A 23,219-nucleotide genomic window follows, 5' to 3' on the forward strand; every position below is an offset into this window, starting at 1 on the left:
GCATAACCCTCGGCTTTGATACGGTGGACTGGCGAGAGCTGGATTCCAGCTTTCGCCGGAATGACGGGCTTGGCCCGAGTTCGGAGCATTGCCGGTCGCGCGATCAACCCTGCGGCGTCAGCGACGAGGCGACGAAGCGCACCCCCGCGCTCTCGCTGCGGCGCAGGGCCTGCTTCAGCGCGAGCGGCTTGAGCGGTTTGTAGAGCAGCATGAGGCCGAGTTCGAGCGTGCGCCGGCGCAGCGCGGCGTCGCGGTCCGCCGTGAGGATGGCGGCGGGGATGTCGCCGAGCGCGATTTGCAGCTTTGTATACAAATCCAGGCCGTTGTCGCTGGCCGCGAGGTGGTAGTCGAGGATGGCGATGTCGGGCCGTTGCGCGCGTACGAGTTCTAGGGCCTGGGCCGAATTCGCGGCGGCGAGCACGCGCCAGCCCCATTGTTCGAGCAGCGTGCGCAGCGCGGCGAGCGCCTGCGGTTCATTGTCGACGATCAGGGCGGTGCCCCGCGGCGCGTCGGTCTGCGCTGTCGTCTCCGTCGGCGGCATTGCGCTCGCGATCGCGGCGTAGGCCGCCGCGCTGCGCGGTACGGTGACCGCGAACACGCTGCCCTTGCCGACGCGCGAGCGCAGGTCCAGGTCGTGGCCGAGCAGCCGCGCCATGCGCTGCGCGATCGCAAGGCCGAGGCCCAGGCCCTGGTTGCCGGCTCGGCTTCCGCGGCGGAATTCCTCGAAGATCAGCTTGGTTTCGTTTTCGGCGATACCGGGGCCGGTGTCCCAGACTTCGATGCGCAATTGCGCGCCTGCGCGCCGGCAGCCGAGCAGCACGTGTCCCGATTCGACGTGACGCAAAGCGTTGGAAAGGAAATTCTGCAGCACGCGGCGCAAGAGGTGCGGATCGGAGCGCACCCAGACGCGCGTCGGCACGTGGCGCAGGCCGAGGCCTTTTTCGTTGGCGAGCGCGGCGAACTCGGCGGCGAGCGCGCCGAGCAGTTCGTTGAGCGCGAACGCGCGCGGACGTGGCACGAGCTTGCCGGCGTCGAGCCGGGCCATGTCGAGCAGGCCGCCGAGCAGCGACTCGGTGGCGGCGAGCGAGGAGTGCAGATGGCGCGCGGTGACGCGACCCTCGTCGTCGGCGCGCGCGGCGAGGCTGTGCGCGAACAGTTGCGCGGCGTGCAGCGGCTGCATCAGGTCGTGGCTGACCGCGGCGAGGAAGCGCGTCTTGGTTTCGTTGGCGGTCTGCGCGGCGTGCGTGGCGCGTTCGAGTTCGGCGGTGCGCTCGGCGACGCGTTGTTCCAGCGTTTCGTTCGCGCGTTCGAGCGCGACCGCGGCGCGGCGGAATTCGGTGACGTCGGTGAACGTGGCGACGAAGCCGCCGCCCGGCATCGGGTTGCCGCGGATTTCGACGATGCTGCCGTCCGGGAAACGCCGCTCGGAGAGGTGCGGCGTGCCCATGCGCATGTGCGCGAGGCGCCGCTGCACGGCGGCTTCGAGCGCGGCCGGTTCGCGCGCATCGACACCGATCATGCCGGCGGCGATGCTGTGACGCGCGAGTTCCTCGACCGGACGGCCGACGCATAGCAGGCCGTGCGGGTAGAGAAACAGTTCCGCGTAGCGCCGGTTCCATGCGACGACGCGCAGTTCGGCATCGACCACGCAGATGCCCTGGCTCATGTTTTCGAGCGCGGCGAGCAGCACGCGCTGGTTGAAGCGCAGGTCGGCCGAGGCTTCGTCGACGATCGCCGCGACCGTGTCGAGCTGCATGCGCCGCTCGCGCCGCGCGACGTCGAGCAGCAGGCGCGCGCTCGATGCGCCGATCACGGCCGACAGCTCGTGCTCGACCGCGGCGAGCGTGGCGGCGTCCGCCGCACGCTGCGCGGGCGCGTCGCCGAGCAGGCGTTGCGCGCGTTCCTCGGACAGGAAACGCGCGGCGAGCGCGCGCAGTGCGGCATTGTCGAGTTGCGCGCCCGGCGCGGAATCGGCGGCCCGCCAGCCGAACAGTTCGACGAGGGCCATGACGATCAGGTTGGTCGCGATGCCGAGAATCATCGCGCGCGTCAGCGCGCCGAAGCCGTCGAGGCCGAGCAGATGCATCGGCGCGAGCGCGCCGATGCCGAACGGGCCGTCCTGCAGCCAGGGCGCGTGCGCAAAGATGGCGCCCGGCAACAACGCATACATCCACACCAGCGTACCGGCGGCGAGCCCGGCGAACACCGCGCGCGTGCCGAGCTGCGGGCGGTACAGCGCGGCCCAGGTGGTCGGCGCGAGCCCGCCGAGCGCGGAGAACGACAGCGCGCCGATATCGGCCAGAGCCGCATCGTCGTAGATCACGCGGCTGTAGGCCCACGCCATGACGACGATCGCCACGATCGCGGCGCGACGCTGCCACAATACTTCGCCGCGCACGTCGTTCTCGGTTTCGGTCTGGCCCCAGCCGGCGCGCAGGCGCAGCGGCGCGATGAAATGGTTGGCGACCATCAGGCTCAGCGCGAGCGTGGCGACGACGACCATGCAGGTCGAAGCCGACAGGCTGCCGAGAAAGGCGATCAGGGCCAGCGCGTGCTCGCCGTGCTCGAGCGGCAAGGCGAGCAGGTACAGGTCCGAAGGCACACCCTGCGCGCCGAGCCGGGCGTCGCCGAGCCGCGCGAGCGGCAGCGCCGGCAGCGAAATCAGCAGCATGTAGAGCGGAAACATCCAGCGCGCGGTCTCGAGATGCCGTGCATCGCGGCATTCCACCACGCCGGCGTGGAACTGGTGCGGCAGGGTGAACATCGCCAGCGCGCCGAGCACGATCAGGCTCGGAAAGCCGCTGAGGTCGTGCGCGCGCGGCGCCGCGGCAGCGTCGGGCAGCGGCACCGTGACCAGCAGGCTGGTCAGCGCGAGCATGGCGACAAGCTTGAACAACGACTCGAACGCGATCGCGAGCACGAGGCCGCGGTTGTGCGCCATCGCAGAGGCGCGCCGCGTGCCGAACACGATCGCGAACAGCGCCATCGCCAGCGCGATCCAGAACGCGCTGTTGCGCCACGCCGACAGCCCGTGCGGATCGTCGAGGATCGTGGCGAAGCTCATCGCCACCGCCTTCAGTTGCAGCGCGATATAGGGCAGCATGCCGAGCAGCATCACCGCGGTGATCAGCGCGCTCAGCGCCGGACTCTTGCCGAGGCGCGTCGCGAGCAGGTCGGCGAGCGAGGAGGAATTGTGCTCGCGCGCGAGGCGCACGAGGCGAAGAAGTATACCGATGCCGAACACGTACATCGCGATTGCACCGACGAAGTTCGGCGGTATCCACCAGCCCGAGCGGCTGGCCAGGGTGGTGTTGCCGAGGAACGTCCACGAGGTGCAATGCACCGCGAGCGAAAGCGAGTAGACGATGGCCCAGTGCTTTTCGAACACGCGCGGATGGCGCTCGCCGTAGACCGCGACGGCGAACAGCACGCCGAGCCAGATGATGCCCGAAGCGATGACGAGGGCGGCGCTCAACATGGCGCAAGCATAGCGCGTTGGGTATGGTTTGCATTTGCTTCCCTTCTCCCGGCGGGAGAAGGGAAGCAGGGGCATGATGCGGCGCAGCGCAAGGGATGCGAAAATACCTGCGTTCCCCGTCCCTCGTCCCTCGAATCATGCCAGCCATCCAGCAAGCCGACTTCATCCAGAGCATCGCCGACGCGCTGCAGTACATCAGCTACTACCACCCGGTCGACTACATCAAGAATCTCGCTGCCGCCTACGAGCGCGAGCAGTCGCCGGCGGCGAAGGACGCGATCGCGCAGATCCTGATCAACTCGCGCCTGTGCGCCGAGGGCCACCGGCCGATCTGCCAGGACACCGGCATCGTCGCCGTATTCCTCAAGGTCGGCATGGACGTGCGCTGGGAGGCGACGATGTCGCTCGAGGACATGGTCAACGAAGGCGTGCGCCGCGCCTACAACGACCCGGACAACAAGCTGCGCGCTTCGATCCTCGCCGATCCCGCGGGCAAGCGCGCCAATACGAAGGACAACACGCCGGCCGTGATCAACGTGAGTATCGTGCCGGGCGACAAGGTCGACGTGATCGTCGCCGCAAAAGGCGGAGGCTCGGAGGCGAAGTCGAAGTTCGCCATGCTCAACCCGTCCGATTCGATCGTCGACTGGGTGCTGAAGACCGTGCCGACGATGGGCGCCGGCTGGTGCCCGCCCGGGATGCTCGGCATCGGCATCGGCGGCACCGCCGAGAAGGCGATGCTGCTCGCGAAGGAATCGCTCATGGAGCCGATCGACATCACCGACTTGCAGGCGCGCGGGCCGTCGAATCGCGCCGAGGAATTGCGTCTCGAACTGTACGAGAAGGTCAACGCGCTCGGCATCGGCGCGCAGGGCCTCGGCGGGCTGACCACGGTGCTCGACATCAAGGTGCGCGACTACCCGACCCACGCGGCGAACCTGCCGATCGCGATGATCCCGAACTGCGCGGCGACGCGCCACGCTCATTTCACGCTCGACGGTTCGGGCCCGGTCGCGCTCGAACCGCCCTCGCTCCAGGACTGGCCGAAGCTGACCTACAGCCCGACCGGCGCTCGCCGTATCGATCTCGACGCGATCACGCCCGAGGTCGTCGCCACGTTCAGGCCCGGCGAGGTGCTGCTGCTCAACGGCAAGCTGCTGACCGGCCGCGACGCCGCGCACAAGCGCATCGTCGACATGCTCAATCGCGGCGAGAAGTTGCCCGTGGATTTCCGCGGACGCTTCATCTACTACGTCGGCCCGGTCGATCCAGTGCGCGACGAAGTCGTCGGCCCCGCCGGCCCGACCACGGCGACGCGCATGGACAAGTTCACCGAGCAGGTACTCGCGCAGACCGGCCTGCTCGGCATGGTCGGTAAGGCCGAGCGTGGACCGGCCGCGATCGAGGCGATCCGAAAGCACAAGTCCGTGTACCTGATGGCGGTCGGCGGCGCGGCCTATCTCGTGTCGAAGGCGATCCGCGCGTCGAAAGTCGTCGGCTTCGCCGACCTCGGCATGGAAGCGATCTACGAATTCGAGGTCAAGGACATGCCGGTCACGGTCGCGGTCGATTCCAGCGGCACTTCGGTGCACCAGACCGGCCCGCGCGAGTGGCAGGCGCGCATCGGCAAAATCCCGGTCGTCGTCGCGTAGTCGTCGGAACGCGGCCCACCGCGGGGATTGTCGCAGCGGGCCGGTGCCGCCGCCGCGTCATGCGGTGGTCGGGAACCAACCCACGACGTCGGCAACGACGTAGCTGCTGCCCAGTGCGTTGTACAGCGAGACCTTGCCTTCGTCGCCGACCTCGACGATGACGAGGTTGGGAATGGTTTGGCCTGCCACGAAGTTGAGGTTGGATGCCAACGGCTGCGTGCTTCCGGTCGGCCACACGGTCAGATATCCCGCCTGGGTCGGACCGGTCACGGTCACGTTGAGGACCACCGCGCCGACGCCGCTCGCCGGCACGTTGCCGCGTCCGACGACGGTGAAGTCGAGCGTGGTTTGCGGTCCGAGCGCGCCGGTTCGCTGGAACTGGCCATCCGTGGTGACGCCCGTGGACCGGTTGTCGAGCAGGCGCGCGGGTTGCAGCGCGGTCAGCTCCGAGCCGGTCGGGAACCAGCCCATCACGTCGGCGATGAGGTCGGTGCTGCCGGCGGAGTTGTACAGCGAGACCTGTCCAGCCGCACTGACCTTGGAGACGACCAGATTGGCAATCGTCTGGCCCGCCACGAAGTTCAGGTTCGACGTCGCCGGCTGCGTGTTGTCCGTCGGCCAGACGGTGATGTATCCCGCTGCGGTGGGGTTGGTCGCGGTGACGTTGAGGATCACGGAGTCGACGCCGGAGTCGGGCAGGCCGCCGCGTCCGGCCACGGTCAGATCCAGCTGGCCGCCGGCAGTAATCTGGCCCAGCTTTTGGAACAGTCCATCATCGGTGGAATGGTTCGTGCGCGTGTCGAGCAGGCGTGCCGGCGTCACCGCGGTCAGGTCGGCATCGTCGGTGAAATAGCCCTGCACGTCGGCGACGAGGTGGGTATTGCCGCCGTTGGAATTGAACAGCGAGACCTTGCCGTTGCTGCCGACGCCGACGATGATCAGGTTGGGAATGGTCTGGCCGGCCACGAAGTTGATGTTCGAGGTGGTCGGCTTCGACGTTCCGCTCGGCCATGCGGTCACGTAGCCGGCTGCGGTGGGGGCGGTGACGGTGAGGTTGAGCACGACCGCCTTCACGCCGCTGGAGGGAACGCCGCCGCGACCGAGCACGGTCAGGTTCAGCGTCTGTCCCGGCGTCAGCGCGCCGATGGCGGCGAACTGGTCGTCGCTGGTGTGGGCGCCGGTGCGCGTGTCGAGGATGCGCGAGGGGTTGAGTGGGACATAGCCCGCGGAACTCGTACTCGTCGCATCCGCGGCGACGCCTATCTCGAGATAAGTGTTCCAGCCTGCGGCGGCATTGCTGCCGGTTACGGTCGCGAGTTCGTATTCGGCATCGTCGTCGCCGAATACGTTGTCGGTTGCCAATGACACCTTGCTGAGGTTGCTGGCACTGCTCGGATAGAGCGAGGTCTGCGCATAGACCGTTGAACAGGCACTTTGCGGCATCGCGAGTTGGGTCGTGCTGATCGCATTGGCGCCCGACGTTGCCTGCGCGAGTGAGGAATAGACTTCGATATGGATATGTGGCCAGCGACCCGAATAGCAGGCCGGGAATATCGAAGTGAACGTCACTTCGCCGTTCGCATCCGTGACCTGTACGCCGCGCAGGTAGTTTTCCGAAGTTATGCCGCTCGAATAGAGCGAATAGCTACCGTTCGCGTTGCAGTGCCAAATGTATACCGCAAGTCCGGCAATGGCCCCACACGTACCGGAGGTGGTGCTCGAGATGCGCAAGGTGACCGTGTTGAGCGTGCCGGCCGCGGTATCGGTGCCGGCGCTGCCGAAGCTGGAGCGAATGTCCGATCGCACTATGCCGCTCTGGGTGAGCACGTTCGGTCCATTGGTGCCGTCGCCGGGATAAGGGCCCGAGGTTTCCTGCGGCGTGAGATTGCAAGCGAAAGAACGTATAGGCAAGAGCGCGGCCATGCCGGCGGCGCCACCGACAAAGTGCAGAAATTTCCGTCGCGTTTCAAGCACGAGCAGGGTTTCTGCCAAGGTTGCATCGGGGCTGCTTAGGGCAGGAAGAGTAGTTGGCGCAGATGGAATGGAACGTGTCATGGCGAATTTCCTGGCTGCGGCTTGGGAGGCATGACATGTTCTTCAACCGGTGCGCAACAATGATGCAAATTCCGTGGAGAAATTTGTGAGAAAAAGTTAAAAAGTTGAAAATAAAAGTGTGGCCGCGAAAATTCCTTGTGAGAGTCTGCTCTGGCTTTGAGGAGCTTCGCATGCGTGCTTCAATTTTTTTTGGTTTTGGCGAGCGTGATCGCCGCAACGCCGGCGACGATGACGATCGTGCCGATGATGTCAAGGTTCGACACCGCCTCGCCGCCGAACAGCACGCCGACGAGCACTGCGACCGGCGGGTTGACGTAGGCGTAGCTCGAGGCCAGCGCGGGGCGCGTGTGGTGCAGCAGGTAGATGTAGGCGCTGAAGCCGAGCAGCGAGCCGAACACGACCAGGTAGGCCATCGCCGCCATCGAGGTCGAGTCCGGCACGGCGCTGAAGTGCTCGCCGCTGAAGAAAGAAACGACGGCGAGCGGCACGCTGCCGGCGAGCATCTGCGCGGCGGCGCTCATCATCGGCTCGGGCATGCCTTGGTGCTTGCTCCAGACCGAGCCGAACGCCCATGCCACCGGCGAGAGGACGAGCGCGAACGCGCCGGCGGGAGATCCGCGCAGTTCGCCGCCGAGATTGAGCACGACGATGCCGACGAAGCCGATGACGAGGCCGACCCACTCCATGCGGTTCGGCCACTGCCCATACCATCCCGCAACTATGGCCATGAACAGCGCGGCGCTCGCGACCGCGACCGCGGCGATGCCCGAAGCGACGGTCTGTTCGGCATAGCACACGCCGCCGTTGCCGATGCCGAGCAGCAGCGTGCCGGTGACGAGGCAGTTGAACCATTGGCGCCGCGTCGGCGCCGCGCCGCCGCGCCAGCGCAGCAATGCGTAGAGCAAGCCGCCGGCGATGACGAAGCGGATTGCCGCGAGCGCGAACGGGGGAAAGCCAGTCAACGCGACGCGCAGGCCGTAGTAGGTCGATCCCCAGATGACGTAGACGCCGACCAGTGCGAGCAGGATCAGCGCGCGCGGCGAGAGAAATCCAAGGGGGGAAATGGAAGCCGCGGGCGTTGCATCGTTCATCGCCGGATTCTATCGGCGAGCGCCATGGCACGACAGCACCGCTTGCACAGCGACGCCGGGTACCGCCGCCCGCAACCGCGCGCGTCCTCGATTTCTCAGTGCTTTACCGAGGCGGCGCGATTAGGCAGTACGACGAATTCGCCCTCGATCACGTTCGGGTGCCGTGCCGCGCTGGCTCGTGTCATCGCACGCGCGATTGCGGCGAGCGGCACGATCAACGCGAACGCGATCAAGGCGAGAAGACCCAATGCGAGCACGCCACCGAGCAGAACCAATCCGAATACACCGATCAGAATGCGTGCGAGGGGATGGTGGGGGCGATTGAACCAATGCCAGTAAAACATATGGGCGATGCTCCATGGCAGAATGAGGAAACGCGGCATCTCCCCATACCGTCCTGCGCGCCAATTAAAACCCGATGGGCGTTACGAAAACGTTATGCAAAATCAACGACATCGCCGACGGCGGCGCGATCGAAGTCGGCGTGATCGACGAACGTGACGCAGTGCGCGATTCGCTGATGCTGACCCGTTGCGGCGCCGCGGTGCGCGCCTATCGCAACGTTTGTCCGCATGCCGGCCGCCGCCTCGATTGGGCACCGAACCAATTCCTGATCGAAGACGGTCACGTGATCTGTACTGCGCACGGCGCGATGTTCCGGCTCGATTCGGGCGAATGCGTGTCGGGGCCGTGCCGCGGCGCGAGCCTCGCGGCGGTGCCGGTGGAATCGATCGGCGACGAAGTCGTGCTCGTTGGCGATGTGTAGAACGCGTCAGCGGAAGACGACATTCACCGCGACGAGCATCACCGCGAGCATGAGCAGAGTCAGCGGCAGGCCGACGCGCAGGAAGTCGCGCGCGCGGTAGCCGCCGGGGCCCGCGACCAGGGTGAGTACGGGGTTTGCGCTCGCGATCAGGAAACTGTTCGAGGTCGAGATCGCGACAATCAGCGCATAGATCGCGGGATTGCCGTTCGAGGCGAGTGCGACGTTGATCGCCATCGGTACCATCATCACCGTTGCGCCGACGTTGGAGACGATCTGCGCGAAGAACAGGGTGAGCACCGCGACCACCGCTTGCAGCGCCCACTGCGGCCATCCGCCGACATAGCGCAGCACTTCCTGCGCGAGCCAGGCCGCGGCGCCGGTCGCGTCCATCGCCCAGCCGAGCGGAATGAGGCAGGCGAGAGTGAAGATCGTCTTCCAGTTGATCGCGGCGTAGGCTTCCTCCATCTTGAGCACGCCGGCCAGCAGCATGCCGACCGCACCGGTCAGCATCGCGATCGACAGTTTCAGATCGGTGAACAGGCCCAGGCCCATCGCGAGCGCGAAGAAAGCGACGGCATGCCAGAATCTTGTGCGGGCGGCCCTCGTCTTTCGGATAGTCGGTGACGACGACGATGTCGTGATCTTCGGCAGCGACGGCGAGGTCGCGCCAGAGCCCGTGCAGCACGAGCGTGTCGCCGGCGCGCAGCGCGATGGCGCGCACGTCCTCGCGATGGATTTCCTCGCCGCGATTGACCGCGAGCACGCTGATGCCGTAGCGCTTGCGCAGATGCAGATTGCCGACGGTCTGCTTGATGAAATCCGAGTTCGGCGGAATGACGGCTTCGGCGATGCCGGCGCGGGTCGGGTTGAACATGTCGCGGAACCAACGCAGCCGCGTCTGCGCGAGCAACAGGTTGAGATTGGCGAAGTGCTCGATCTCGGTACGCTTGCCGAGCGTGCCCAACACGGTGCCGACCCAGATCATCGTATCCGCGGGTGGCGCCAATCGTACTTCGTCTCCGTTTTTCATCGCGAGGATCAGCGGCGCGTCGCGCAATGCCTCGGCCTCGAGCACGCTCATGCCGACGAGCGGACTCTCGGCGGTCACGGTCAGTTCGAATACCTCGCCCGAGATGCCGTAGGTTTCGGCGAAGTAGGTATCGGTGCGGCCCGGCGTGACGCCCTGGCTTTCCTTCTCGGCGGGCAACAGCCTGCGTGTGAACAGGGCGAAGTAGGCGAGTCCGGCGAGCAGCAGCGGAATGCCGACCGGCGCGATCGAGAACAGCGAAAATTGCGCGATCGTCCGCGCGCCCTGCGGCAGGTTGCGGTTGGCGCTCGCGATCAGGTCATTGAGCAGGATCAGCGGCGAATTCGAGACCATCGTCATGTTCGTGCCGCAGAGGATGCAGAACGCCATCGGCATCAGCAGCCGCGACAGCGGCACGCCGGTGCGCGAGCTGATGCGGCCGACCACGGGCAGGAACAATGCGGCGAGCGCCTGGCTCTGCAGGATCGACGACAGCCCGCCGACCATCGCGTTGATCGCGAACGACAGGCGCGACTCCGCGCCGCGCGCCACGCGCACGATGAACGATGCCGCCTTGTTGAGCACGCCGGTGCGGTCGAGCCCCGCGCCCATGATCATGACGCCGAGCAGCGAGATCACCGCGTTGCCGGCGAAGCCGTCGAACAACTGCTCGACCGGAACCAGATCGGTGATGCCGACGACGACGATGACGAGCAGGGCGATCAGGTCCCCGCGTATCCATTCGAGCACGAGCATGAGCACGGTGAAGGCGAGCAGGCCGAACACGAGCAGCATGTCGTGGGTGAGGAGGAGTCCTTGGTTCATCTCATCCGGTGCTGTGCTCGTTCTTTTTGCTCGTCATTCCCGCGTGCTTCTGGCGGGAATCCAGTGACTTTGCTCTTGCTCGTCATTCCAGCGAAAGCTGGAATCCAGATTTTTTTTGTTCTTGATTCTGCTCTGACCGCGTCCATTCGTTTTCCACTCGCATCCCTGCGAGTGGGTTACTTTTCTTTGCTTGCCCAAAGATAAAGTAACCAAAAGAAATGCACCCCGGATGCCGCGCTCGCAGCTGCGCTGCGAGTCCGCGAGGTCATGCCGGGTTCCGTTGACTGCACATCCCTGTCCAGACAACGGAATCGGCGCGATCCATCGCGCCGACCCTGCGGGCCTTTCCGTCATGCCCTCGCCACGGCAAACGGGGACCCGAAGATCAAAAGCAAATTAAAAGCGTGGTGCTCTGCGGCGATTCTCCGGTCGTGTTCTCAAACCCGTTCGTAGATGAAGTCCCACACCCCATGACCCAAGCGCAAGCCGCGTTTCTCGAAATGCGTTTCGATGCGCCAATCCGGGCGCGGCACGCTCTGACCGGTGCCGGCGACGTTGCGCCAGCCGGGTGCGGCGTCGAGCACTTCGAGCATCTGATCGGCATAGTCGGCCCAGTCGGTGGCCAAATGCAAGCGTCCGCCGAGCTCGACGCGGCTCGTGAGCAAGGCAACGAACTCGGGCTGGATCAGGCGGCGTTTCTGCTGGCGCTTCTTCGGCCACGGATCGGGGAAATAGATGCGTGCTTCGACGAGCGATTCCGGCGCGATCGCGTCGCGCAGGATCTCGATGGCGTCATGGTTGTACAGGCGCACGTTCGTCACATTGTGCGCGGCGAGTGCGTTCATCAGGCGGCCGACGCCGGGGCGATGCACTTCGATGCCGAGAAAATTCTTCTCGGGTTCGTGCAGTCCGGCGTGCAGGAGCTGCTCGCCGTTGCCGAAGCCGATTTCCAGCACGAGCGGTGCGGCGCGGCCGAACAGTCGTGCGTAGTCGGGCGGCACGGCGGAAGGCTCGAGGCCGAACCGCGCCCAATGCTGTTCGAATGCGCGCTGCTGCGCCGGCGTGAAGCGGCCCTGGCGCAGTACGAAGCTGCGGATATGGCGCTGCTGCGCCTCGCTCATCCGACCATTCCGTCTATCGGGCTCGATGCGCTGGCGAAACGCTTGCGCGGAATGCGCCCGGCGAGGAAGGCCTCGCGTCCCGCCTCGACGGCCTTGCGCATCGCGCTCGCCATCAGCACGGGATTCTTCGCGCCGGCGATGGCGGTGTTCATCAGTACGCCGTCGCAACCGAGTTCCATCGCGATCGCGGCATCCGACGCGGTGCCGACGCCGGCGTCGACGAGCACCGGTACCTTGGCGTTTTCGACGATCTCGACGAGATTCCAGCGGTTCTGGATGCCGAGGCCCGAGCCGATCGGTGCGGCCAGCGGCATCACGGCGACGCAGCCGATTTCTTCGAGCCGGCGCGCGAGGATAGGGTCGTCGCTCGTATAGACCATCACCTCGAACTGGTCGGCGACGAGTTGCTCGGCCGCCTTCAGCGTCTGCACCACGTCGGGGAACAGCGTCTTCGCATCGCCGAGCACTTCGAGCTTGACCAGGTTGTGGCCGTCGAGCAGCTCGCGCGCAAGCCTGCAGGTGCGCACCGCGTCCTCGGCCGTGTAGCAGCCTGCGGTGTTAGGCAGGATCGTGTAGCGCTGCGGCGGCAGCACGTCGAGCAGGTTGGGTTGGTCCTTGTCCTGGCCGATGTTGGTGCGGCGGATCGCGACGGTGACGATCTCGGCACCGGCGGCTTCGGTCGCGCGGCGCGTCTCCTCGAGGTTCTTGAATTTGCCGGTACCGGTGAGCAGGCGCGAGCGGTAAGTCTTGCCGGCGATGACGAGCGGGTCGTTTTCGGCGGCGGCAACGGGGTGGATCCGGACGTTCATTGGCTGCATCTGTATACGAGGCAAAGTTTCATGGCGCGTGCAGCCGGCTATGGGCCGCCGACCGTCGCATTCGGCTGTCAACCGCCACCCAGCGCATGCACGATCTCGACGCGATCGCCCTCGCACAGCAGGCGTTCGCGGTACAGGCTTTTCGGCACGATTTCACGGTTGATCTCGACGGCGACCCGGCGGTCGCCATAGCCGGCGTCCGCAAGCAGCGCGGCGACGCTGGTCGCCTCGGGCATCTGTCGCGCTTCGCCGTTGAGCTGGATGGTGGGCATGTGCGCATTGTAACGCTTCGGGGCCGCGTGCAATCGCGCGGTGGGTATGCCGAAAAACGAAACGCCCGGCGCGGGTCGGGCGTTTCTGCGATGGGACGAACCGGGTGTTCAACGATGGTTGCGATCGTTGTCGTCGTGCTTCACCCGGGTGCGCGACTTCGATTCCTCGGAATGCGCCTGCGGCACGTTCTGCTGTGGCTGGATCCGAGGCGCCTCGACCGCATGCTGCTGGAACTGCTGCGGCTGCACTTGCTGGCGCGGCTTGAACTCCTGCGTTTCGCGCTGTACCTGGACCGGCGCACGCTGCATCTGCTGGATCTCCTGCGGACGGCGCAATTGCATTTCCTGTTGCGTGCGCTGCTGCTGGAGATTCGCCGGCGGCGCATGCTCGATCTGGTTCGAGCGGAATTCCGGCGTGCCGTTGCGCAGCGAGCGCTGCTGGCCGCCGTTGTCGGCGGCGTTCGGATTGACGTAGCGGCTCGACGGCAGCGTGCGTTGTTCGTTCGCCGGGGCGTGCACGGTCGGCGGCACGACCACGTTGCGGCCCTGTATCGTGTTGGCCTGTGGCGTCGGATTGCCGCGCAGCACTTGCTCGTTCTGCAACCGGGTGCTGTTGTCGAGCGTGCGCCGCGCGTCGATGCCGCGGTTGTCGACGCGAGACCTGTCGACCTGCGGGCCATTGCCGGTGACGACGCGGCTTTCGGTCTGCACAGGGTCGGTGCGCGATTGCACCGTCGGCGCGAGCGAGCGCGCCGGTATGCCTTCGCGGGTGACGACGTTGATGTTGGGACGCGCGGCGAGCGCGGCGTGCTGGGCCTGCGCGCCGTTGCCGATCACGCTTGGCGCGGCGCGCAACTGGGTGACCGGCAACGCGCGGCCCGGGTTGCGCTGCAGTTGCGCCTCGCGCTGCGCGAATGAGGCCATCGGCGCCGGCGGCCGCGTCGCGGCGATGATGTTGCGCGCCTGCACCGACTGCGGCGGCGCGGACCCGCGGCGCGCACCGCCGTCGAAGGCGAGGCTCGCGCGCGTCGGCGCGATCGCGGCGAAGCCGGCGACACGCGCGTTGGCGAAGTTCTCGCGGTTGACCGCAACCGCCGCACCGCGCACCTGGCGCGAGTTGACGAACACGTCGCCGCGCACCGCGGTGATCGCGTTGGCGACGTTGCGGTTGGCGTAGTTGATGCGGCCGTAGTCGAGGTTGCCGCGCTGGTAGCCGCCGTAGAAATTGTTGATCGTGACGTTGTTGATCGTCGTGTTGTGGATGTTGACGTTGGTGAAGTAGTTGCGACTCACGCGGTAGCTCGGCACGTAGACGTCGCGCGGCCCCAGCGGAAACCAGCCGACCGGGCCGCCCGCGCCGAAAGCCAGGCGCGCACCGCCGGCGCCGACGAAGGCGACGAGCGCCGGCGCGTAGTACGGACGCACGTGCGCCGGACCGGGGCACCAGCCCCAGCGGTTGTTGATCCAGGCCCAGCGGCCGTAGTGGAACGGCGCGAAGCCCCAGGGGCTGGAGTCGACCCAGGTCCAGCCGTAGACGCCGACCCAGGCCCAGTGGCCGTAGCTGTATGGCGTCCAGCCGACATCCACCTGGTTCGGATACCAGACGACGCCGTAGTCGGGCGAATTGTCCCAATTGCCGTTGGTGTCGAGGTCGTCGTAGCCGATGACGTCTTCGGAGACGAACTGGCGCGATCGCGAATTGTCCCAGCGTCCGTTGCGCTCGAAGCAGAAGCGGTCGAAATCGTCCGGGCTCGGCACCGGATTGCTGACGTAGTCGCTCAGCCGCGGGTCGTTGAAGCGCACCGACTGGCCTTCCTCGATGCGGAAGCGCGCGCCGGCCTCGCCGTAGGCATCGCCGCCGCCATGGAAGGCGGTCACCATCGTCCCGTTGCCGTCCGGGGAGATGTCGATGCGGTACTCGCCGACGCGGTTGATGACGAAGGCCAGCGTGGGCGTGTCGACCTCGTAGGTCTGGCCGTCGTAGATACGGCGCACGCGCAGGTTGAGCGTGCCCTGGGTCAGCTCGATCTGCGCCATGTTGTCGTCGAGGTTGAGGAAATTGAAGCTCGACTGGGCGTTGACGCGGATCGTCGCGGCGCCGATCTGCAATTCGGCGCGTGCGCCGTTGTCGGTCCAGAGCTTGTCGCCCGAGATCAACGGACGGTTGACTTCGGCCTGCACCCAACTGTCCTCGCCGGCCGGCACGAAGCTGACCGCGCCCTGGATCAGCGACAGGCGCGCGACGCGCGTAGGCGGATCGACGGCAGGGGAGGACGCATCGCCCTCATCGGAATAGCCCTGTGCGTCGGTGGCATAGTCCGGCGCCGGCTGTGCGAAACCCGTGCCGGCGATCAGCAAGGCGGCGAGCAGAACGGCGGCAGACTTGAACATGTTCATGGCGAACGCTCCTTATGCGTTGCGCGAGGGGTGATTGGACAGGATCGCCAGTCCGGCTCGGGAAGGCGCGACGGTTGCGGATGGCGCTGCGGCGGTCCCCTTGCCAGGTTCGACGAACCTGCGTGCATAGTTAAGCGTAATCTGGCTGAACGTGCACTTTCGATTTTCGTTCTGCATGAGGCGGGAAACGGGATCGTTCACCCTGCGCTTAGCGCGTACGCCCGGCTAACGGAAAGTCAACACGCCCGCGTGCAAAGTCGCCGCAGCGATAAGGATATGCGTTCGCGCATATTGCGGCGCAACGGAGTTCCGTTACCCTGTCCGCCAATCATTCAGATTCGGGGTGGTCATGAAACGATTTGTCCTCGGCTTTGCCGTGCTGGCCGTGTTCACGGTCGGTGCGCGCGCGGCGGAACTGCTCAACGTATCTTACGATCCGACGCGCGAACTCTACGCCCAGCTCAACGAGAAATTCGTCTCCGACTGGAAGGCGAAGACCGGCGAGACGGTGACGGTCAAGCAGTCGCATGGCGGATCGAGCGCGCAGTCGCGCAAGATCATCGACGGTCTCGAGGCCGACGTGGCCACGCTCGGCATCGCCTCGGACATCGACGTGCTCGCCGACAACGGCCTGCTTGCGGCCGACTGGCAGAAGCGCCTGCCGGGCGATTCGACACCGTACAACTCGACCATCGTGCTGCTCGTGCGCCACGGCAATCCGAAAGCCGTCAAGGACTGGGGCGACCTGGTCAAACCCGGCATCCAGGTGATTACGCCGAATCCGAAGACCTCGGCCGGCGCGCGCTGGAATTTCCTCGCCGCGTATGCCTACGCGCTCAAGCAGAACGGCAACGGCGAAACCAAGGCGAAGGCGTGGATCGCCGCACTGTACAAAAACGTTCCCGTACTCGACACCGGCGCGCGTGGCTCGACCGTCACCTTCGCCCAGCGCGGCCTCGGTGATGTGCTGATCGCCTGGGAGAACGAGGCCTATCTCGCAATCAGCGAATTCGGCGCGGACAAATTCGATATCGTGGTACCGGCCACGTCGATCCTCGCCCAGCCGCCGGTCGCCGTGGTCGACAAGAACGCGAAGAAGCACGGCACGGAAAAACTGGCCGAGGCGTATCTGAAGTTCCTCTACACGCCCGAGGCGCAGGAAATCATCGCCAGGAACCACTATCGTCCGCTCGATCCCACCGTCGCGGCGAAGTACGCCTCGAGCTTCCCGAAGATCGATCTGACCACGATCGCGCAGTTCGGCGGCTGGAAAGCGGCGCAACCGAAGTTCTTCGGCGACGGCGGCGTGTTCGACCAGATCTACGAGAAGAAGTAAGGCCGGATGGGCGCGATCGCGATCCCGCACCTGACCCGCGCACCCTCGCGCCGGCGCGCGATGCCGGGCTTCGGCCTGACGCTCGGTTTCACCCTGAGCTATCTGTCGCTGATCGTGCTGATTCCGCTCGCCGCACTCGCGATCAATGCCGCCGGGCTCGGCGTCGGCGGCATCTGGAAGGTGCTCCACACCTCGCAGGTCGTCAACGCGCTCAAGCTCAGCTTCGGCGGCGCGCTGATCGCGGCGGCGGTCAATGCTGTGTTCGGCAGCCTGATCGCCTGGGCCTTCGTGCGCTACGATTTTCCCGGCAAGCGCGCGCTGCAGGCGATGATCGACCTGCCGTTCGCGCTGCCGACTGCGGTCGCCGGCATCGCCCTGACCACGCTCTATTCGGTGCCGACCGTGCTGAGTCCCGGACAGGGCTGGCTCGGCGCACCGCTCGAAGCGATCGGCGTGAAGGTCGCCTACACGCGGCTCGGCGTCATCGTCGCGATGACTTTCATCAGCCTGCCGTTCGTCGTGCGTACGATCGAGCCGGTGCTCGAACAAGTCGACAGGCAATACGAGGAAGCCGCGGCGACGCTCGGCGCAACGCGCTGGCAGGCGGTGTCGCGCATCGTCTTCCCGGCGCTGCAGCCGGCGCTGCTGACCGGCACGGCGCTCGCGTTCGCGCGCGCGGTCGGCGAGTACGGCTCGATCATCTTCATCGCCGGCAACCTGCCGAATCTGACCCAGATCGCGCCGCTGCTGATCGCGATCAATCTCGACCAGCACGAGCTCGGCGCGGCGACGGCGATCGCGGCGGCGATGCTCGCGCTGTCGTTCGCGATCCTGTTCGGCATCAACCTGCTGCAGGCGTGGACACGGCGGTCGGAAAGGAGAACGGCATGAGCGCCGCGGCGGCCACGCATCGCCCGTTCCGCTCCGCCACCGCCGAGCCGCGGCCGGTGCGCTGGCTGCTGGTCGGTTTCACCTTCGCGTTCCTGGTCGTGTTCCTGCTGCTGCCGCTGATCGTCGTGTTCGTGCAGGCGTTCGCCGGCGGGATCACGGCGTACTTCGCCGCGCTGGCCGATCCGGATTCGCTATCGGCGATCTGGCTGACGCTGAAGATCGCCGCGATTGCCGTGCTGCTCAACACGTTGTTCGGCGTCGCTGCGGCCTGGGCGGTGGCGAAGTTCGAGTTCCGCGGCAAGCACTTCCTCGTCACTCTGATCGACCTGCCGTTCTCGGTGTCACCGGTCATCTCGGGCATGGTCTTCATCCTGATTTTCGGTGCGCAGACGTGGCTGGGAAGCTGGTTGATCGACCACGACGTGCGCATCATCTTCACCCAGGCCGGCCTCGTGCTGGCGACCGTGTTCGTCACTTTTCCGTTCGTCGCGCGCGAACTGATCCCGCTGATGCAGGCGCAGGGCAGCGACGAGGAGTACGCCGCGCTCAGCCTCGGTGCGGGCGGCTGGCAGACGTTCTGGCACGTCACCCTGCCGAACATCCGTTGGGGCCTGCTTTATGGCATCCTGCTCTGCAATGCACGCGCGATGGGCGAGTTCGGTGCGGTGTCGGTGGTGTCGGGCAAGATCCGCGGCATGAGCAACACGATGCCGCTGCACGTCGAGGTGCTGTACCAGGACAACAAGATGGTCGCGGCGTTCGCGGTCGCCTCGTTGCTCGCGCTGCTCGCCCTCGTCACGCTCGGCCTGAAGACCTTCCTCGAATGGCGCCACGGCGACGAGCTTGCCGCGTTGCGCGGGCGGTAATTCGTGCGATCGTCCGTGATCGCGAAAGTCAAAAAGCGGCCATCCTTGGCCGCACTTCCCAACAAAAATCCACCATGCAAATATCGATACGCCAGTTGAACAAGAGCTACGGCAGCGTCGCCGCGCTGAACGCGATCGACCTCGACATCGCCTCGGGCGAACTGCTCGCGCTGCTCGGGCCGTCGGGGTCGGGCAAGACCACGTTGCTGCGCGCGATCGCGGGACTCGATCCGATCGATTCCGGTCGCATCCGCTTCGGCGACATCGACGCGACCGAGCTGTCCGTGCAGGAACGTCGCGTCGGCTTCGTCTTCCAGCACTACGCACTGTTCAAGCACATGAGCGTGCTCGACAACATCACTTTCGGCCTGCGCGTGCGCAAGCGCAAGTACCGGCCCGCGCGCGAGGAGATCCGCCGCCGCGGCGAGGAACTGCTCAAGCTCGTGCAGCTCGGCGGACTCGAGGCGCGCTACCCGAACCAGCTTTCCGGTGGCCAGCGCCAGCGCGTCGCGCTCGCACGCGCGCTCGCGATCGAGCCGCGCGTGCTGCTGCTCGACGAGCCGTTCGGCGCGCTCGATGCGAAGGTGCGCAAGGAACTGCGCGTGTGGCTGCGCCAGTTGCACGACGAAACCGGCTACACCACCGTGTTCGTCACCCACGACCAGGAGGAGGCGCTCGAACTCGCCGACCGCGTCGTCGTCATGAACGCGGGCTCGATCGAGCAGGTCGACACGCCCGAGGCGATCCTGCGCCGCCCGGCGACGCGTTTCGTCGCCGAGTTCGTCGAACGCGACGCCGCGGGGCGCTTCGCCGCCGCCCATCCGCAACCTCCGCGCACGGTGCACGAGCGGGTCGCGCATGTGGTGCGCGTGGGCTGAAAGCCGGCGCATTCGCGCAGGCGGATGAAGAATCCTTCATTTCGGCGGAAGCACCGCGCGGGCGGCTAGAATGCCGCACCCACCGTCCGCGATCCGCGTATGTCTTTTCCGCACCTGCTGCTCGCCCTCGCCGTCATCGTCGTCTGGGGTACGAACTTCGTCGTCATCAAGCTCGGCCTCGGCGAGCTGCCGCCGTTGCTGTTCGCCACGCTGCGCTTCTTCTTTTCCTGCGTGCCGTGGCTGATCTTCGTGCGCCGGCCCGCGGTGCCGTGGCGGTTCCTCGTCGCGAACGGCTTGTTCCTCGGCTTCGGCCTGTTCGGCCTGCTGTTCATCGCGATGCGCAGGGACATCGCGCCGGGCGTCGCCTCGCTGCTCGTGCAGACGCAGGCGTTCTTCACGATCATGCTGGCGATGCTGCTGCTCGGCGAACGCATGCGCGCATTCCAGGCGGCGGGATTGGCGCTATGCGTCGCCGGCCTTGCGATGTTCTTCTTCCACGTCGACGCGAATACGACGGTCCTCGGCCTGCTGTTGACCTTGGGCTGCGGCCTGTCGTGGGCGGTCGCGAACCTGGTGGCGAAGAAAGCCGCGCAAGTCGCTCCCGCGCTGAACATGCTGGGTTTCATGGTCTGGTCGAGCCTGTTCGCGGTGCCGCCGCTGCTGCTGGCGAGCCTGGTCTTCGAAGGTCCGCAGCGCATCGCCGGTGGCCTTGCGCACGCCAGCGCGTTCGGCTGGGCCGCATCGGTCTGGCAGGGCGTCGCCAACACGCTGTTCGGCTACGGCGTGTGGAACTGGCTGCTCGCGCGCTATCCCGCAGCGACGATCTCGCCGCTGTCGCTGCTCGTGCCCGTGGTCGGCATGGCGAGCGCGGCGATCTGGTTCGGCGAGCCGGTGCCGGTGTGGAAGCTCGAAGCGGGCACGCTGGTCCTGCTCGGCCTGGCGACGATCACGCTGTGGCCGCGCCTGCGCGTGCGCTTCGTCTCAGCCTGATGTCGGCGGGAAGGCGCGATCGAGCCACGCCGGCACCGGCAGGTTCTTCGCGCGCAGGAACTGCGGATTGAAAATTTTCGCCTGGTAGCGCGTGCCCGCATCGGCGAGCACGGTGACGATGGTGTGGCCCCTGCCGAGCGCGCGCGCGAGGCGGATCGCCCCGGCGATATTGACCCCGCTGGAACCGCCGGCGTTGAGGCCTTCCTCGGCCAGCAGCGCGTGCAGCAGCGGCAGCGACTCGTCGTCGGGGATCGACCAGGCCAGATCGATCGGCGCATCCTTGAAGTTGGCGGTGACGCGGCTGGAGCCGATGCCTTCGGTGATCGAATTGCCTTCCGCTTTCAGTTCGCCTGTGTTGACGTAGCTTGCCAACGCCGAACCCGCGGGGTCCGCGAGCGCGATCGTGACGCCGGGCTTGTTCGCCTTGAGGTAGCGGCCGACACCGGCCAGCGTGCCGCCGGTGCCGGTGGCGCAGACGAAGCCGTCGATGCGGCCGCCGGTCTGGACGAAGATTTCCGGGCCGGTCGTCGCTTCGTGGAAATCGCGGTTCGCGGTGTTGTCGAACTGGTTGGCGAACCAGGCGCGACCGAGTTCGCGCGCGTTCAGCTCCTCGGTCATGCGTCGCGCGACATGCGCGTAGTGCTCGGGATTCGCATAGGGCACCGCTGGCACGAGATGCACTTCGGCGCCGGCCACGCGCAGCGCATCGATCTTCTCGCGGCTCTGCGTGTCCGGCATCGTGATGACGGTGCGGTAGCCGCGGCTCGCGCCGAGCAGGGCTAGGCCGATGCCGGTATTGCCCGCGGTGCCTTCGACGAGGATGCCGCCGGGACGCAGCGCGCCGGTTTTCTCGGCGTCGAGCAGCAGGCCAAGCGCGGTGCGGTCCTTGATCGAGCCGCCCGGATTGGCGAACTCGCACTTGGCGAGGATTTCGCAGCCGGTCGCTTCGGAGGCGCGGCGCAGGCGGATCAACGGAGTGCGGCCGACGGCGTCGGCGAAATCGTGGCGGATGTCCATGATGGGCGAAGACAGGAGTCGTGGCGCGTAGCGTCGAAGGTCGCGGGCGAAAAGTCAAAAAGGACTCGTCGGCACCGAGATTCCCGCATATTGCCGGGAGTTATTACGCGGAAACGGTCGAGAAAATCGCATATTTGGCCGTCTATACGTCTGGACGCCCAAATAACCAGTCGTTATGCTGGGCGAAATCCGTCGGAGAAGTCCATGAACGTCTCGTGTTGCGCTTGCTGTCGTCGCCGCCCAGCCTCCGTTTTGCGCCTTGCCGAATCCCGATTGCGACATCCTTCGAATACGCCGTCATGACCCTGACCCAGCTTCGCTACCTCGTCGCCATTTCCGACGCGGGCCTCAACATCACCCAGGCCGCCGACCAGGTCCACGCCACCCAGCCCGGCCTGTCCAAGCAGCTCAAGCAGCTCGAGGACGAACTCGGTTTCCAGCTCTTCGCGCGCAAGGGCAAAAGTCTCTCCGCGATAACGCCCGCCGGCGAGCAGGTGATCGAGCGCGCCCGCATCATCCTCGCCGAAGCGCGCAACATCCGCGCGCTGGCCGCCAACCTGCGCGGCGACGACAAGGGCGAGCTGACGATCACGACCACGCACACGCAGGCGCGCTTCGTGCTGCCGCACGCGATCGCCACGCTCAAGCAGCGTTATCCCGCGGTGAACGTGCACTTGAAACCGATCGGCGACGCGCAGGTGATGGGTTTGTTCGAGCGCGGCCAGGCCGACCTTGCGATCATTTCGACGACCGGCTCCTCGCCGAGCGACGGCCTCGCCGTGCCGCTGTTCCGCTGGCGCCGCGCGGTGGTCGTGCCGGGCGGACACAAGCTTGCGGACCTCAAGCGGCCGCTCAAGCTGTCCGACCTCGACGGCGAACCGCTGGTCAGTTACGAATCCTCGCTGCGCCCGGAATCCTCGCTGCGCCGCGCGTTCGCCGCGGCCGGCATCGTGCCGCGCTTTTCCTGCACTTCGCGCGACGCGGATCTCATCAAGACCTACGTGCGCGCCGGCCTCGGCGTCGGCATTTTCGCCGACATGGCCTTCACTGCGGAGGATGCGGACGACCTGCGCCAGATCGATGCCGGCGGCCTGTTCCCCGAATGCACGACCTGGCTCGTGCTGCGCCGCGACCGCGTGCTGCGCGCATACGCTGCGACGCTCGCCGAACTGATCGCGCCACAGATCGACCAGCGCGACCTGCAGCGCGCGCTCGCCGGCGAGGAACCAGCGCAATGGCCGCTGCCACCATACTGGTCCGAGCTGCAGAACAAGCTCGTCGCCGAGGCCGCCTGACTTCGCGCATTGTCTCGGCTACGCTACGGTTTTTCGGTAACCGGGAGCGGAGCGATGAAGTACCAAGGCAGTTGTCATTGCGGGCAGGTAGCCTACGAAGTGGACGGCGAGTTCGCCGGCGTGATGAGCTGCAATTGCTCGATCTGCACGCGCGCAGGGTATTTGCTGTGGTTCGTGCCGCGCGAGAACTTGCATGTGTTGCGCGGAGATCGCGCGCTGGCCAACTATACGTTCAACAAACACGTGATCCAGCACAAGTTCTGTCCGGCATGCGGCATCCATCCGTTCGCGGAAGGCGTCGATCCGTCGGGCAAGGCGATGGCGGCGATCAACGTGCGCTGCCTGGAGAACATCGACCTGGATGCGCTGAACGTTACCCATTTCGACGGACGTTCGCGCTGACGTCGATCGTACGTCGCGATCCGGTCGCGCCCGCTTTGGCTC

17 protein-coding genes and 2 pseudogenes are annotated in these 23,219 nt (G+C 66.3%); 9 read left to right on the forward strand and 10 right to left on the reverse strand.

The genetic code is table 11. The features are described 5' to 3' along the window. Positions 1-103 precede the first annotated feature (103 nt). Positions 104-3,478, reverse strand: a complete 3,375-nt coding sequence (locus tag QM741_RS11535) for a PAS-domain containing protein (protein ID WP_415207834.1) — start codon at positions 3,476-3,478, stop codon at positions 104-106. 137 nt (positions 3,479-3,615) lie between these two features. Here QM741_RS11535 and QM741_RS11540 point away from each other — a divergent pair, with 137 nt between their 5' ends. Further along, positions 3,616-5,130 (forward strand): fumarate hydratase, encoded by a 1,515-nt coding sequence (locus QM741_RS11540; RefSeq protein ID WP_415207835.1) that lies wholly within the window; start codon positions 3,616-3,618, stop codon positions 5,128-5,130. A 57-nt stretch (positions 5,131-5,187) separates the two neighbouring features. Here QM741_RS11540 and QM741_RS11545 read toward each other — a convergent pair whose 3' ends face one another. The 3 genes from QM741_RS11545 to QM741_RS11555 all read right to left on the reverse strand — a co-directional run bounded on the left by QM741_RS11545 (position 5,188) and on the right by QM741_RS11555 (position 8,659). Next, positions 5,188-7,041, reverse strand: coding sequence for a hypothetical protein (locus QM741_RS11545; protein WP_415207836.1), 1,854 nt, complete (start codon positions 7,039-7,041; stop codon positions 5,188-5,190). 323 nt (positions 7,042-7,364) lie between these two features. Next, positions 7,365-8,276, reverse strand: coding sequence for a drug/metabolite exporter YedA (gene yedA, locus QM741_RS11550; protein ID WP_415207837.1), 912 nt, complete (start codon positions 8,274-8,276; stop codon positions 7,365-7,367). A 95-nt stretch (positions 8,277-8,371) separates the two neighbouring features. Beyond that, positions 8,372-8,659 (reverse strand): hypothetical protein, encoded by a 288-nt coding sequence (locus QM741_RS11555; protein ID WP_415207838.1) that lies wholly within the window; start codon positions 8,657-8,659, stop codon positions 8,372-8,374. Positions 8,660-8,694: 35 nt separating this feature from the next. Here QM741_RS11555 and QM741_RS11560 point away from each other — a divergent pair, with 35 nt between their 5' ends. Then, on the forward strand, positions 8,695-9,042 hold the full coding sequence (locus QM741_RS11560; RefSeq protein WP_415207839.1) for a Rieske (2Fe-2S) protein: 348 nt from the start codon (positions 8,695-8,697) through the stop codon (positions 9,040-9,042). A 6-nt stretch (positions 9,043-9,048) separates the two neighbouring features. Here QM741_RS11560 and QM741_RS11565 read toward each other — a convergent pair. From QM741_RS11565 to QM741_RS11585, 5 genes and pseudogenes are all read right to left on the reverse strand, one after another. Continuing rightward, positions 9,049-10,894: pseudogene (locus QM741_RS11565) on the reverse strand (SLC13 family permease). A gap of 437 nt (positions 10,895-11,331) precedes the next feature. Continuing rightward, the gene (gene trmB, locus QM741_RS11570; RefSeq protein ID WP_415207840.1) at positions 11,332-12,015 is read right to left on the reverse strand and encodes a tRNA (guanosine(46)-N7)-methyltransferase TrmB; all 684 of its coding nucleotides are present in this window, start codon (positions 12,013-12,015) and stop codon (positions 11,332-11,334) included. Continuing rightward, positions 12,012-12,824, reverse strand: a complete 813-nt coding sequence (locus tag QM741_RS11575; RefSeq protein WP_415207841.1) for a thiazole synthase — start codon at positions 12,822-12,824, stop codon at positions 12,012-12,014. Before QM741_RS11575 ends, trmB begins: the two co-directional genes overlap by 4 nt. Positions 12,825-12,901: 77 nt before the next feature. After that, positions 12,902-13,105, reverse strand: coding sequence for a sulfur carrier protein ThiS (thiS, locus tag QM741_RS11580; protein ID WP_415207842.1), 204 nt, complete (start codon positions 13,103-13,105; stop codon positions 12,902-12,904). A 108-nt stretch (positions 13,106-13,213) separates the two neighbouring features. Then, on the reverse strand, positions 13,214-15,502 hold the full coding sequence (locus QM741_RS11585) for a DUF6600 domain-containing protein (protein ID WP_415207843.1): 2,289 nt from the start codon (positions 15,500-15,502) through the stop codon (positions 13,214-13,216). Between the two features lie 349 nt (positions 15,503-15,851). On the opposite strand from QM741_RS11585, the gene QM741_RS11590 reads away from it, so the two are divergent. The 5 genes and pseudogenes from QM741_RS11590 (at position 15,852) to QM741_RS11610 (ending at position 20,463) form a co-directional block, all read left to right on the forward strand. Next, positions 15,852-16,838 carry a sulfate ABC transporter substrate-binding protein gene (locus QM741_RS11590; RefSeq protein ID WP_415207844.1) on the forward strand — a complete coding sequence of 329 codons (987 nt, stop codon included), beginning with the start codon at positions 15,852-15,854 and terminating at the stop codon, positions 16,836-16,838. Positions 16,839-16,844: 6 nt separating this feature from the next. Then, positions 16,845-17,729, forward strand: a complete 885-nt coding sequence (gene cysT, locus QM741_RS11595) for a sulfate ABC transporter permease subunit CysT (protein WP_415207845.1) — start codon at positions 16,845-16,847, stop codon at positions 17,727-17,729. Then, positions 17,726-18,595 carry a sulfate ABC transporter permease subunit CysW gene (gene cysW, locus QM741_RS11600; protein WP_415207846.1) on the forward strand — a complete coding sequence of 290 codons (870 nt, stop codon included), beginning with the start codon at positions 17,726-17,728 and terminating at the stop codon, positions 18,593-18,595. The genes cysT and cysW overlap by 4 nt, the downstream gene beginning before the upstream one ends. A gap of 74 nt (positions 18,596-18,669) precedes the next feature. Beyond that, positions 18,670-19,380: pseudogene (locus tag QM741_RS11605) on the forward strand (sulfate/molybdate ABC transporter ATP-binding protein); the annotation flags it as partial. Positions 19,381-19,572: 192 nt separating this feature from the next. Then, the gene (locus QM741_RS11610) at positions 19,573-20,463 is read left to right on the forward strand and encodes an EamA family transporter (protein ID WP_415207847.1); all 891 of its coding nucleotides are present in this window, start codon (positions 19,573-19,575) and stop codon (positions 20,461-20,463) included. Here the strand turns inward: QM741_RS11610 and QM741_RS11615 are convergent. Next, a complete protein-coding gene (locus QM741_RS11615; protein WP_415207848.1) occupies positions 20,455-21,480 on the reverse strand; it encodes a cysteine synthase A in 1,026 nt (341 codons plus the stop codon). The genes QM741_RS11610 and QM741_RS11615 overlap by 9 nt on opposite strands. A 299-nt stretch (positions 21,481-21,779) precedes the next feature. Here QM741_RS11615 and QM741_RS11620 point away from each other — a divergent pair, with 299 nt between their 5' ends. Both QM741_RS11620 and QM741_RS11625 read left to right on the forward strand, forming a co-directional pair. After that, entirely contained in the window at positions 21,780-22,775 is a 996-nt protein-coding gene (locus tag QM741_RS11620) for a LysR substrate-binding domain-containing protein (RefSeq protein ID WP_415207849.1), read from the forward strand. A 54-nt stretch (positions 22,776-22,829) separates the two neighbouring features. Then, a complete protein-coding gene (locus QM741_RS11625; RefSeq protein WP_415207850.1) occupies positions 22,830-23,177 on the forward strand; it encodes a GFA family protein in 348 nt (115 codons plus the stop codon). The last annotated feature ends 42 nt before the right edge of the window (positions 23,178-23,219 follow it).

Origin of the sequence: Rudaea sp., assembly GCF_047601565.1 — a bacterium.
Classification (GTDB): domain Bacteria; phylum Pseudomonadota; class Gammaproteobacteria; order Xanthomonadales; family Rhodanobacteraceae; genus Rudaea.

Bases quoted from the DNA above. Each gene is read 5' to 3' on its own strand.
- cysW (WP_415207846.1), top strand. From the start codon at position 17,726: ATGAGCGCCGCGGCGGCCACGCATCGCCCGTTCCGCTCCGCCACCGCC.
- yedA (WP_415207837.1), bottom strand. From the start codon at position 8,276: ATGAACGATGCAACGCCCGCGGCTTCCATTTCCCCCCTTGGATTTCTC.
- cysT (WP_415207845.1), top strand. From the start codon at position 16,845: ATGGGCGCGATCGCGATCCCGCACCTGACCCGCGCACCCTCGCGCCGG.
- QM741_RS11590 (WP_415207844.1), top strand. From the start codon at position 15,852: ATGAAACGATTTGTCCTCGGCTTTGCCGTGCTGGCCGTGTTCACGGTC.
- QM741_RS11615 (WP_415207848.1), bottom strand. From the start codon at position 21,480: ATGGACATCCGCCACGATTTCGCCGACGCCGTCGGCCGCACTCCGTTG.
- QM741_RS11620 (WP_415207849.1), top strand. From the start codon at position 21,780: ATGACCCTGACCCAGCTTCGCTACCTCGTCGCCATTTCCGACGCGGGC.
- QM741_RS11535 (WP_415207834.1), bottom strand. From the start codon at position 3,478: ATGTTGAGCGCCGCCCTCGTCATCGCTTCGGGCATCATCTGGCTCGGC.
- QM741_RS11575 (WP_415207841.1), bottom strand. From the start codon at position 12,824: ATGAACGTCCGGATCCACCCCGTTGCCGCCGCCGAAAACGACCCGCTC.
- QM741_RS11610 (WP_415207847.1), top strand. From the start codon at position 19,573: ATGTCTTTTCCGCACCTGCTGCTCGCCCTCGCCGTCATCGTCGTCTGG.
- QM741_RS11560 (WP_415207839.1), top strand. From the start codon at position 8,695: ATGGGCGTTACGAAAACGTTATGCAAAATCAACGACATCGCCGACGGC.
- trmB (WP_415207840.1), bottom strand. From the start codon at position 12,015: ATGAGCGAGGCGCAGCAGCGCCATATCCGCAGCTTCGTACTGCGCCAG.
- QM741_RS11625 (WP_415207850.1), top strand. From the start codon at position 22,830: ATGAAGTACCAAGGCAGTTGTCATTGCGGGCAGGTAGCCTACGAAGTG.
- thiS (WP_415207842.1), bottom strand. From the start codon at position 13,105: ATGCCCACCATCCAGCTCAACGGCGAAGCGCGACAGATGCCCGAGGCG.
- QM741_RS11585 (WP_415207843.1), bottom strand. From the start codon at position 15,502: ATGAACATGTTCAAGTCTGCCGCCGTTCTGCTCGCCGCCTTGCTGATC.
- QM741_RS11555 (WP_415207838.1), bottom strand. From the start codon at position 8,659: ATGCCGCGTTTCCTCATTCTGCCATGGAGCATCGCCCATATGTTTTAC.
- QM741_RS11540 (WP_415207835.1), top strand. From the start codon at position 3,616: ATGCCAGCCATCCAGCAAGCCGACTTCATCCAGAGCATCGCCGACGCG.